12 protein-coding genes are annotated in these 12,028 nt (G+C 30.4%); 8 read left to right on the top strand and 4 right to left on the bottom strand.

The genetic code is table 11. From position 1 onward, the window contains the following. Positions 1-11 precede the first annotated feature (11 nt). Complete coding sequence (locus tag Q385_RS0103390; protein ID WP_028950317.1) at positions 12-518, bottom strand: Rieske 2Fe-2S domain-containing protein; 507 nt, start codon at positions 516-518, stop codon at positions 12-14. A 154-nt stretch (positions 519-672) separates the two neighbouring features. On the opposite strand from Q385_RS0103390, the gene hemW reads away from it, so the two are divergent. The 8 genes from hemW (at position 673) to Q385_RS0103350 (ending at position 10,332) form a co-directional block, all read left to right on the top strand. Beyond that, entirely contained in the window at positions 673-1,776 is a 1,104-nt protein-coding gene (hemW, locus tag Q385_RS0103385) for a radical SAM family heme chaperone HemW (RefSeq protein ID WP_028950316.1), read from the top strand. 11 nt (positions 1,777-1,787) lie between these two features. After that, positions 1,788-5,126: a helicase-related protein gene (locus tag Q385_RS0103380; RefSeq protein WP_037919583.1), complete on the top strand. Its 3,339-nt coding sequence runs from the start codon at positions 1,788-1,790 to the stop codon at positions 5,124-5,126. Positions 5,127-5,179: 53 nt separating this feature from the next. Beyond that, entirely contained in the window at positions 5,180-5,461 is a 282-nt protein-coding gene (locus Q385_RS0103375) for a type II toxin-antitoxin system RelE/ParE family toxin (protein ID WP_028950314.1), read from the top strand. Positions 5,462-5,473: 12 nt separating this feature from the next. After that, positions 5,474-5,836, top strand: a complete 363-nt coding sequence (locus Q385_RS0103370; protein WP_211245382.1) for a HigA family addiction module antitoxin — start codon at positions 5,474-5,476, stop codon at positions 5,834-5,836. A gap of 23 nt (positions 5,837-5,859) precedes the next feature. Then, a complete protein-coding gene (locus Q385_RS0103365) occupies positions 5,860-9,204 on the top strand; it encodes an Eco57I restriction-modification methylase domain-containing protein (protein WP_051524385.1) in 3,345 nt (1,114 codons plus the stop codon). Between the two features lie 63 nt (positions 9,205-9,267). Further along, positions 9,268-9,618, top strand: coding sequence for a helix-turn-helix domain-containing protein (locus tag Q385_RS09115; protein ID WP_051524384.1), 351 nt, complete (start codon positions 9,268-9,270; stop codon positions 9,616-9,618). Further along, the gene (locus Q385_RS0103355) at positions 9,587-10,015 is read left to right on the top strand and encodes a hypothetical protein (protein ID WP_028950311.1); all 429 of its coding nucleotides are present in this window, start codon (positions 9,587-9,589) and stop codon (positions 10,013-10,015) included. The genes Q385_RS09115 and Q385_RS0103355 overlap by 32 nt, the downstream gene beginning before the upstream one ends. Positions 10,016-10,074: 59 nt before the next feature. Continuing rightward, the gene (locus tag Q385_RS0103350; RefSeq protein ID WP_028950310.1) at positions 10,075-10,332 is read left to right on the top strand and encodes a type II toxin-antitoxin system RelB/DinJ family antitoxin; all 258 of its coding nucleotides are present in this window, start codon (positions 10,075-10,077) and stop codon (positions 10,330-10,332) included. Between the two features lie 8 nt (positions 10,333-10,340). Here the strand turns inward: Q385_RS0103350 and Q385_RS08830 are convergent, their stop codons facing one another. Genes Q385_RS08830 through Q385_RS0103335 form a run of 3 tightly spaced genes read right to left on the bottom strand, consistent with a single transcriptional unit; the run spans position 10,341 to position 12,019 of the window. After that, on the bottom strand, positions 10,341-10,601 hold the full coding sequence (locus Q385_RS08830) for a type II toxin-antitoxin system HicB family antitoxin (protein WP_051524383.1): 261 nt from the start codon (positions 10,599-10,601) through the stop codon (positions 10,341-10,343). 13 nt (positions 10,602-10,614) lie between these two features. Next, the gene (gene proC / locus Q385_RS0103340; RefSeq protein WP_028950309.1) at positions 10,615-11,409 is read right to left on the bottom strand and encodes a pyrroline-5-carboxylate reductase; all 795 of its coding nucleotides are present in this window, start codon (positions 11,407-11,409) and stop codon (positions 10,615-10,617) included. Then, positions 11,402-12,019 carry a 3'-5' exonuclease gene (locus Q385_RS0103335; protein ID WP_028950308.1) on the bottom strand — a complete coding sequence of 206 codons (618 nt, stop codon included), beginning with the start codon at positions 12,017-12,019 and terminating at the stop codon, positions 11,402-11,404. Before Q385_RS0103335 ends, proC begins: the two co-directional genes overlap by 8 nt. Positions 12,020-12,028 lie beyond the last annotated feature (9 nt).

The following is a 12,028-nucleotide window of genomic DNA, read 5'->3' as shown; positions in this document are numbered from 1 at the left end:
ACCTACCTCCTTTATACTGTTAATCCTTTTTCTTTCATTTGTTTATATTCGTTTCCTTCTTCACCTAAAACGATAGTTGTTCCTTCAATTTTAAATGGTGGAACATCTAAAGGTCTTGGTGGAGGTCCAAATATGTTTTTACCGCAGGCATCATACTCTCCACCGTGACAAGGACAGTGCCATATCTTTTTATCAGCTTCCCAGTTAGGAATACAACCAAGGTGAGTACATATACCTAAAACAACGGTGTACTCATCCTTAACAGACCTTTCTTTACACTGTACCATATCTGGAGTTTTTCTTAAAACGAAAACTGGTTTACCTCTCCAAGAGACTACTTTAATTTGCCCTGGTTCAACGGTAGATAAATCAAAAGATACTGTTGCTTGAGCTTTTACCTCAGGTAATGGCTCCCAAGTCTTATACATTCCGTAAAGAATGCCACCAACACCAACAGCTGCCCAAGCACCCATTGCATACAGAAGAAAGTCTCTACGGGAAACTTTTTCATCTGCCATTTAACAAACCTCCATATTTTTTTTTCGTGATAATTATCATAACTCTTTTTAACGAGTTTGTAAATACTAACTTTCTTTCAAAAAAGTTGCATTGACTTACATCAAAAAACATTTTATTATGTCTTTATGATTTTTAAATTTACGAGTCTGTTTATTGATTAAAGGTTTGTACATTCACATACCTTTTTGTGAAATTAAATGTCCTTACTGTGATTTTACTTCGTTTGTCTGGAATGAAGACGGTTTAAAAAAAAGGTATGTATCTGCTTTAAAAAAGGAGCTCTCTTTATATAAAGAGCTTGATTTTAACCTTGAAACTATTTACTTTGGAGGAGGAACCCCTTCATCTTTAAGCCCAGATTTATTAGCCCACATTATAAAGTTTATAAAAGAAAACATAAAAACAGAAAAAGAGTTAGAGATAACCGTTGAAGTAAACCCAAAAACTTACAGATATCAAGACTTTAAAATTATAAAAGATTCAGGAGTTAACCGTGTAAGTATAGGAAATCAATCATTTTTAGAAAAAAATCTAATATCTCTGGGGAGAAACCACAAACCAGAAGACACACTTCAAACAGTTGAAGACTGTATAAAAGCAGGAATTACAAACATAAACTTAGACCTTATATACGGTATTCCAGGACAAACCTTAGATGATTTAGAAAAAGATTTAAAAATTTACACCGAACTACCTATAACCCATATATCAGCCTACATGCTTACTGCCTACGAAGGAACGCCTCTTGGCACCCTTGTAAAAAATGGCTGTTATAACCTGCCAGATGAAGAAACAACCTTAAAAATGTTTGAACTCATAGACAGTTTCTTAGAAGAGAAAAAATTTAAAAGGTATGAACTTTCAAACTGGGCTAAAGAAGGTTATCAGTGTAAACATAACTTGTTTTACTGGACTCACACAGAATTTTTAGGAATAGGAGTGTCATCTTGGTCTTTTGTAAACAATCTAAGATTTGGAAACACTAAAAACATTGAGGAGTATTTAGAATTAGTAGAAAAATCTGTTAAACCTATAAAATTTACAGAAGAGTTAAACGAAGAAAAAAAGAGAGAAGAAGAGATATTTTTATCTCTAAGACTAAAGTCGGGAGTAGATTTAAATTTAATCAAAAATAAAGATATAATCAAAGACTTATTAGAAGAAGAATATGCAGCTGTAGAAAACGGAAGGCTTGTTTTACTTGCAAAAGGCATAATGGTTTTAAACGAGATTGCAGTTAAGCTTATCTTATCTTAAAATATTTGCCTATGTACATAATAAAAAATGAAGGAACTGCAAACCTTGAAAATAGGCTTAACCAACTTATAAAGCTTGCACAAGAAATCAAAATATTAGTTGGGTTCTTCTACTTTTCTGGGTTAGATGCAGTATATAACGCTTTGAAAGAAAATAACGACCTTGCTTTAAAAATACTTGTAGGGCTTGACGTTGATAAAGGAAACTACTCTCTTTACGAGTATGCATCAGAAGAAAAGAAGTTAAGTGTAGAAGACAGAGTAGAAAACTTTATAAAGTCTATAAAAACAGTTTTCAACAACGAAGATTTTGATAACCAAGATTTTTACGAAAAGGCAACCTTCTTTATAAACCTTATCAATCAAGGAAGATTAAATATAAGAAAAACAAGAAAGTCAAACCACGCAAAACTTTACATAGTCAAACTAAAAGAAAACAACAGCATAGTCAGACAAGGACTTTTTATAACAGGTAGTAGCAACCTTACAAAGTCAGGACTTTCAAATCAAAATGAGTTTAACATAGAAATATCAGACTTTGGCTTAAAAGAGGTAAACGAGTATTTTGACAATTTATGGGAAAACTCTATAAAACTTACAGAAATTGAAGAATATAAAACAAGGATAATTAAAGTTATAGAAAATGAAACACCTTTAAAAGAGATAACACCATACCAAGCTTACGTCTTAGTTTTAAAAACTTACATAGACACCTTTCACACAGAAAAACCTATAAAAAGGTTAGAAAAACTTTTAGAAAAAAATAACTTTAAGAGGTTTAGCTATCAGATAGATGCTGTAAATCAAGCAGTGTCTATAATTGAAGAGAATAACGGAGCAATCATCGCTGACGTTGTTGGACTTGGAAAATCAATAGTAGCAGCTTCTATAGGTTATGTTTTAGATAGAAAAGGGATAGTAATATCACCACCGGGTTTAGTTGATAGCTGGAAGTATTATATAAACAAGTTTGAGCTTAACAAGTTAGGCTGGGAAGCTTACTCTCTTGGAAAGTTAGAAGATGTTTTAAATGTAGTTAACGATGACCCTGATATTGAGATTGTAATAGTAGATGAAGCTCACAGATTTAGAAATGAAAATACAAAAAGCTACGACCTTCTTAGTAAGATAGTCAGAGGAAAAAAAGTAATACTACTAACCGCTACACCTTTTAACAACAGACCTTCTGACATATTTTCACTGCTAAAACTCTTTCAGATTCCTAAAAAGTCAACCATCACCCTTGAAGAAAACGCGTTAGAAAAGTTTAAAAGATACGAAAGAGAGTTTAAAAATCTTGCTTACATAAAAACTAACTACAACTCATCTCAAACAAAGAAAAGAGAAAAAGCAGAAAAGTTATACAAAGAAATTTTTGGTAAAAAGCAGGTAGATATTAAAGAAGTTGATAAAAAAATAAAAGAACTTGCAAAAGAGATAAAAAGGTTTATACAACCAGTGATGATAAGAAGAAACAGACTTGACCTTATGAAAAATCCTCTTTACAAAGATGAAATAAATCAGCTCTCAAAGTTAGAAGACCCAAAAGAAGCTCTCTACGAGCTTGACTTTAAACAATCACAATTTTACGACAAAGTTTTAAATCAGTATTTTTCAAAAGAAAATGGAATGTTTAAAGGTGCTATATACGTGCCTTACATATACGAAAAAGGTTTAAAAAACAAAGAGTTAATAGATGAAGAAGAAAAAGAAAGCTTTGAGTTTTATCAACAGGAAAACCTTAGAGACTTTATGAGAAGACTTCTTGTAAAAAGGTTTGAGAGCTCCTTTGAAGCCTTTAGACAAAGTATAGAAAACTTTTTAAACATATACAAAAAAGTTAGCAAATTTATAGAAAAAACAGGATACTATGTTTTAGATAGGAAATTTATAGAAGAAAGTTTTAATTTAGATGACGATGAAGTATTAGAAGAGATAGAAAAAAGAATGGAAATTCTTCAGTCTGATGTAAATATACAAAAAGAGAAGAAAAATCTTGGAAGGCAGTATTACATTTACGACATAAACACATTTAAGAAAAAAGAAGAGTTTTTAAAAGATATTAATTCTGACATAAAACTGTTTGAAAAAATCTTAAAAGAAATTGAAGATTTAAAATTAGTTGACCAAGACCCAAAGGTTGAAAAACTTATAGAGATTATTGACCAAACACTATCAAAACAGGAAAAAGGACAACCTAAAAGGAAGATAATTATTTTTTCAGAGTTTAGAGATACGGTTAAATACTTAGGACAAAAGTTAAAAAATCGTTTTAAAGTGCTTACTGTAGAAGGAAATCTCTCAGATAGTAAAATTCAAGAGATAAGAAAAAACTTTGACGCAAGTTATAACATTCAGGAAGATAATTACGACATTCTACTTGCAACTGATAAGATTTCAGAGGGATTTAACCTTGCAAGAGCTGGAACGGTAATTAATTACGACATCCCTTGGAACCCTGTTAGAGTTATTCAAAGAGTAGGAAGGATAAACAGAATAGGTCAAAAAGTTTTTGATAAACTTTACATATACAACTTCTTCCCAACAGAAAAAGGAGAAAACTTAACAAGACAGAGAGAAATAGCCCAAAATAAACTGTTTTTAATACACAACAGCATTGGAGAAGATGCAAAAATATTCTCTTCTGACGAAGAACCTACCCCGTCAGAGCTCTACAAAAGACTTACTAAAAACCCTGACGAATTAGAAGAAGAGAGCTTCTTTACAAAAGTTATAAAAGAGTTTCAAGAGATAAAAGAAAAAGACCCAGAAGTTATATACCAGATAAACAATCTACCCCATAGAATAAAAGTAGCTAAAAAAGGAAAAGAAAACGAGCTAATACTGTTTGTAAAAAAAGGAAATAACCTTTTTGTAAGGTATAAAAATTACTCAGAAGACAAAGTTTTATCAGTATCTTTTGAAGAAGTTTACGAAAAAATCAAAGCAGATAAGGAAGAAAAACCTTTGGATAAATCTCAGCAATTTTGGGAAGCATACCAGCAGTTAAAAGACTTTGATAGCAACAAAACCACTAAAACAGCTCACAATGACCCAGAAGTAAAAGCAAGAAGTATGTTAAAAAGCTTATTACAAAAACCAGAAATACAAAACAATGAAGAACTTTTTACATTTGTTAAAAATCTTATAAAAGATGTAGAAAATTATGGAAGTTTATCCCTTTACACACTTAAAGGAATCTCAAACTTAAATTCAAACAAGATAGATGAGTGTATAGCATACCTAAACAACCTTAAACAGGAGCTGGGAGGAGAGGATTTTATTGAGAAAAACAAAATAAAACCCCAACCACTTGAAATTTTAATAGCTATAGAAAACAGAGAAAATTAGATTTGAATTTATGATAATTTTTGTATATATTACTATTAACGTAAAAGGTAAAAATGATAAAAAACTTTATAGATAAAGATACTGAAAAGCTTTACAGGACTGGCAAAAGTAAAAAATTTCCCCCTGAAATCTGGGAAAGAGCAGTAAGAAAGTTAGATATGCTAAGAAGATCTAAATCTTTAGAAGATTTAAAAATACCACCATCTAATAGGTTAGAAGCTCTTAGAGGAGATTTAGAAGGTTTTTACAGCATAAGAATAAACGATCAGTATAGAATAATATTTAGATTTAAAGATGGTGATGCTTATGATGTTGGAATTGTAGATTACCATTAAGGAGGTTTTAAATTGAATTTACAAGAGTTTAAAAAAGCAATTAAAAATAAACAGCATATACAAGTAGTGTCAATTATAGAACTTGAGAGAGAGCCTACACACCCAGGAGAAATTCTTGAAGAAGAGTTTATGAAGCCATTAGGAATTTCTCAATCTAAACTTGCTAAAGATATTGGCGTTAGTGTAAGAGCAATTAACGAAATAGTAAACAAAAAAAGAAGCATTACGCCTGAGATGGCTATAAGACTTTCTAAAAAGTTTGGAACTTCCCCAGAATTTTGGCTTGGATTACAGATGGATTACGATTTATGGAAAGCTTATCACAAACCAAGTAGAAAATACAAAAATAAAACTGTTAAACCATTGAATAAATAGATTTTCTACAATCGGAGGGATTAATGCAAACAGCAGGTTTGATAAAAGAAGTTTTTACAAATCCTAAAAATATAAATGAAATTTTTAGCCAGTATTTTGAAGAAAAAAATCATAAGTTTAGACCTTTAGAAGAAATATACGAAACAGAAAAATTAACAGATAGATTTGAAGAGCCAGTTTTAATCGGAGAGCTTGAGTTAGAAGATGGTTATCAGCTTGACTTTTTTACTATAAAAACAAAAGAAAACCTATCAGAAAGAAGCAGTAAAAGACAGCAGTATGAGATAGCAAAAGACCTTTTAAAATTAAGAAATAAAGATGCAGGAATATTTATTTTTTACGATGAAGAAGGAAATTTTAGATTTTCTTTTGTCTTTGCAGAGTATCAAGGCAAAAAAAGAGATTTTAGCCACTACAAAAGATACACTTACTTTGTAAGCAAAGACCAGCCTAATAGAACCTTTATAGAAAGGTTAGACTTAGCCAAGTTTTTATCGTTAGACGAGATAAAAGAAGCATTTAGCGTTAAACAGCTGACAAAAGAGTTTTACAACGAAATACAAAACTGGTATGCTTGGGCTTTAAAGGAGTTTCAGGATAAAAAAGGAAGTTTTCCTGGTGGAAGAGATGAAGAAAATTTAATAAGACTTATAACAAGGTTAATTTTTGTATGGTTTTTAAAAGAGAAAAAACTTATTCCAGAAGAAATATTTGATGAAAAAAGTTTAGAAAACATAGTTAAAGATTTTAAAAAAGCAGATAACTACTACAACGCAATTTTACAAAACCTATTTTTTGCAACACTAAACAGGCCACCAAAAGATAGAGATTTTGCAATCGAAGGCAACCTTCCAGAAAATAGAAAGCATTTTGGAATAAAAATTCTTTACAGGTATTCGAGTAAATTAAAAATCTCAAAAGAAGAATTTATAAAACTGCTTGAAAAAGTGCCGTTTATTAACGGAGGACTGTTTGAATGCCTTGACAAAGAGAAAGATAACATATACATATACATAGACGGCTTTTCAAGAAATGAGAAAAAAAGAGCAAAACTTCCAGATTATCTATTCTTTTCAGATGAAAAAGATGTAGACCTTTCATTTTTCTACGGAGAAAATAAAAAAGCAAAAGTAAAAGGCATAATTAACATACTAAAAGAGTATAACTTTACAGTTGATGAAAGTAGCCCAATTGATATAGAAGTATCTTTAGACCCAGAGCTCTTAGGTCATATATTTGAAAACTTGCTTGCTTCTTTTAATCCAGAGACCCAGACAACGGCAAGAAAAGCAACAGGTTCATACTACACTCCAAAAGAGATAGTCGAGTTTATGGTAGATGAGGCATTAACTTATTACTTGGTAAATAAAACTGGCATACCAGAAGAAAAAATAAGAGAATTAATCTCTTACGATGAAAATCACTCTTTAACGCAAGAAGAGAGAGAAAAAGTAATAACTGCTATTGATGAGCTTAAAGTAATAGACCCAGCTGTTGGTTCTGGAGCTTTTCCTATGGGAATACTTCATAAGCTTGTTCACATCTTACACAAAACAGACCCTGATAATAAAATGTGGAAAGAAAAACAGATAAGCAGATTAGAAAAGTTAAAACAAGATGCATATTTGATACAGGATGTAAAAATAAGAGAAGAGATACTAAAAGATATTGAAAATCAAAAAGAGGAGCTTGAAAAAGCATTTAAAAATGAGATAGATTACGCAAGGAAGCTCTTTTTGATAGAAAACTCAATATACGGAGTTGACATACAGCCAATAGCTATTCAGATAGCAAAATTAAGGTTTTTCTTATCTTTGCTAATAGACCAAAAAGTTGATAAAAGCAGAGAAAACTATGGAATACTTCCACTTCCAAACCTTGAGACAAAATTTGTATCAGCTAACACACTTATTGGATTAGAAAAACCAGATAAATTTAAAACCCATTCACTTTTTAAGACACCGAAAATAAAGAATTTAGAAGAGAAATATAAAGAGTTAATGAAAAGTTATTTTTCTGCAAGTAATAGAAGTCAAAAGAAAAGGATTCAGGAAAAAGCTGAAAAGATTAGAGAAGAGTTAGCAAAAGAGCTAAAAAGTATAGGATTTTCTGATGAAGCAACGGAAAAAATAGCGAAATTTGACATTTTTGACCAGCTTTCTTCAGCTGACTGGTTTGACCCAGAGTGGATGTTTGGAGTAGAAGATGGTTTTGACATAGTCATAGGAAACCCGCCGTATGGAGTAAAAGTAGAAAAATTTAATTCTCAATCTCAATATTATAAGTTTTATGATAAGCAAAAGAATTCTGCTTCATTTTTTATAGAAAAAGCATCTGAAATTGTAAAAAATAAAGGAATTGTTGCTTATATAGTACCCAAATCTTTAACTTTTTCAGAAGGTTGGTATAAAACAAGAGAATTAATATTAAATGAAAACACTTTAAAAACTATTATTGATGTAAGTAAAGCCTTTGAGCGTGTAAGACTTGAACAAGTGATAATAATTTATGAAAAATATAAAAGTGAAAAGGATTATAAATTTTTAACAGGGGATAATTGGATTTCAAAAATAGAAATAAAAGGCTATTCCACAAAATCTTTAGCACAAAATTTGAACACTATTCCAGTATATATAGATGATGAAAAACTTAAGATTTTAAATAAATTACTTAAAGACAGTATTATGCTTGATAGTATATCCGAAACATCAAGAGGGCTTCCTTTTCAAAGAAAAATCTCTAAAAATGGAAATCTATATATTCTGAGAGGTAAAAATATAAAAAAATATGCAATTTACGGAGAATTAGATAAAATCTCTTTAACTACAGAAGAATTAAGAAAAAAGAAAGTAAAGGAAATTTTAAAGCCTAAAATTATATCTCAAAACATTGTCGCACATGTTATGAATCCCTATGATAGAATTATAATTATGGCAACATTAGATAAGGAAGGAATCTTAACATTAGATACTGTAATGAATACTTTTATCACTAATCAAAATTATAGTTATCAATATATTCTTGCACTTTTAAATTCAAAATTGGCAGAATGGTATTTTTATTGGTTTGTATTTAATAGAGCAATTAGAACTATGCACTTCGATAAATACTATATGGGAAAATTGCCAGTTAAAAAAATTACATTAGACCAGCAAAAACCATTTATAGACCTTGTAGATAAAATATTAGAGCTAACAAGCAAACCAGACTACGAAACCAACCCAACCCTACAACAAAAAGTCAACGAATACAGCTCCCAGATAGACCAGCTTGTCTATCAGCTCTACAACCTAACAGACGAAGAAATAGAAAGAATAGAAAGAAAATTAAAAAAAGAAACCACCAATAACATAGCACAGGAGCTGTAAAAATTTGACATTGCAATAAAAAACAATTTACAATAGATTTAACTTATAGGTTAAGAGATGAGTTTGAAAAATTGGTTAGAAGAATATAAATACGATGAAGAATACATATATTACGGTTTAATGCTTGATTTATCCTACTATCTAAAACAATTAATGATAGAGAAAGGACTTAACAAAAAACAACTTGCACAAAAGATGGGAGTATCTCCTGCATACATTACAAAAATATTTAGCGGTCAAAACATATCCCTAAAAACCGTTGCAAAAATACTATCAGCTCTTGAAGTTGATGCTGGAATAAAAATTATTGATAGGGAAAAAATCAGCTACAAAACAGCTCCAAATAGAGATTTATTCAAAGTAATAAAGAAGGAGATAACAAATGAAAGTAAATCTCTCTCAACTGCAGCTTAAAGAAATACACATAAAAGAGTTTATTTTAGAAGAAAATTTAGAAGGGCAAAATAAATTTAGTATAGACATGGACTTTGAGCCTATTTTAATTAAAAAAAATGAAAAAGACTTTGATGGACTATTAGTAAAAGTAAAAATAAATGATAGATTAAAAAATGTAAAATTAAAAATAAAAACTGAACTTGTAGCTATATTTGAATTTAACGGAGATTTAAGCAAAGAAAAAAGAGCAATGATGCTCTTATACAACGGTCTTTCTATTGTTTATGGATTTTTAAGAGGTTTAATCTTCCAAAAATGCTCTTACATCTCACCACAAGACAGAATTATACCAAATATAAACATTGCAGAACTTATAGAAAAAACAGTAGATAGAGAATTAAGCAAAGAAAATTAAAATTGACTTTGTATGCTATTTGACATATATTAAAAGTATAAAAACAGATGAGGTAAAAAATGAGTACAAAAATACATACCACTCTAAGAGTAGATAAAAAAAATTACGAAGAAGCAAAAGAAATTTTAAATAGATTAGGACTAAATGTAAGTCAAGCATTCAACATATTTGTCGCGATGGTAAAAGAACATAGAGGACTACCTTTTGAATTAAAACTTCCAAATGAAAAAACCAGAAAAGTTATAAAGGAAGCAAGGAAAGGCAAAAACCTAATAGAAGTTAAAAACATAAAAGAATTGGAAAAAACTATCAAATAATCAAATCTTTACAATAAATGAGGTCTTATTTTTCTTTTTGCTGTTTTAAGCAGTGGAATTTCAAAACCTTCTTCTAAAGCGGTTTCAATCCATTCTCTTTTAGCATCTTCTAACATCTGGAGAGCTTCTTCTCTTGTATCTCCAAATGTAATACACCCTTCAAGTTCAACAATCTTAGCCACAAAACCACCACTTTCCACATCAGGTATAAGCTCAATTGTATAAGGCATATTTATATAATAATCTAATTCTTCATTTACATTTTTCATTGTAAAACCCTTCCTAATCTCCCGACAGCTCCTTGCTTCTTTTTGTTGCTGTTTCTACAGCTGATATTACCGCATCTTTAAAGTTTTTCTTCTCAAGTTCATGAAGACCATAGATGGTTGTTCCTGCTGGAGAGCTTACTTTGTCTCTTAAAACTGCTGGATGGTCTTGTGTTTCTTTTAGTAATTTTGCAGAGCCTAAAACCGTTTGAGTAGCTATCTTTAACGCATCTTGGTAGGATAGACCCATCTTTACTCCACCTTGTGCTAGAGCATCTATAAATGTAAAAACGTAAGCAGGACCACTTCCAGACAGCCCTGTTATAACATCTAACAGCTCCTCTTTTACCTCAAAGACTTCTCCAAGACTTTTTAAAAGGTCTATTATCTCCTGTTTTTTTTCTATCTCTCTTTCAAAAGACACACCTATAACACCCTCTCCTATTAAGGCAGGTGTGTTTGGCATTATTCTAACTATAACAGGTTTTTCTACGATGCTTTTTATCTTTTTTATCTTTACTCCCGCTAAAACTGATATTAAAATCTGATTTTCTTTAAATACATCTTTTACAGGATTTAAAGTTTCTTCTAAATCTTTTGGTTTTACAACTAAAAATACTATTTCTGATAGATTTACAACCTTTTTTATATCAGACCCTGCTACATTATACTTTTCTATTATGTAATTTTGCCTTTCTTTATTTATGTCGTTTACAACTATGGAAGTAGAGTTAACTCCTGCTTTTTCTATCAAACCTTTTATTATGGCTTCTCCCATATTTCCACAGCCTATTATACCTACTTTAAACATACCTTCTCCTTTTTGAAGTTTGATTTAAATCCTTACCGTTTGAAAGTCTAACTAAATCCATAACTTTGTTTATGTTAAACCTGTATAGATAATCAACAATTTTTTTAAAAAGCTCAAAAGTAACTAAAGCATCTTCTAATGCTCTGTGTTTTTTATTGTAAGGAATGTTAAAGTGATATGCCAAATTTACTAAGGATTTACTTGGAAGGTCTGGAAACAGTCTTTTTGCTAAATTTTGAGTGCATAAAACTGGATTTTGAATAGATTTTCCTGTAATCTGATAGGATACACTGTTTAAAAAGGACATATCAAACTGGGCGTTATGGGCTACTATTATAGAGTTTTCAGAAAATTTTAAAAAATGTGGAAAAACTTGTTCTATCGTAGGCTTGTCTACAACGAGTGCGTTTGTTATCCCTGTTAGTTTTGTAATGAAAGGTGGAATAAAACCAATTGATGGCTTTACAAGAGTATGAAACTTATCTACAACTATACCACCTTCTACTCTGAGAGCTGCTATTTCAATAATTTCACTATTCTCTGGGTTTAATCCCGTAGTCTCTAAGTCAACTATTAAAAAACTTGCCTCTTCTATGGTAAGGTTATACATTGTTTAATC

The organism is Sulfurihydrogenibium subterraneum DSM 15120 (genome assembly GCF_000619805.1).
Classification (GTDB): domain Bacteria; phylum Aquificota; class Aquificia; order Aquificales; family Hydrogenothermaceae; genus Sulfurihydrogenibium; species Sulfurihydrogenibium subterraneum.
Note: the sequence above shows the minus strand (reverse complement) of the source record. Positions and strands in the feature narration are given on the sequence as shown.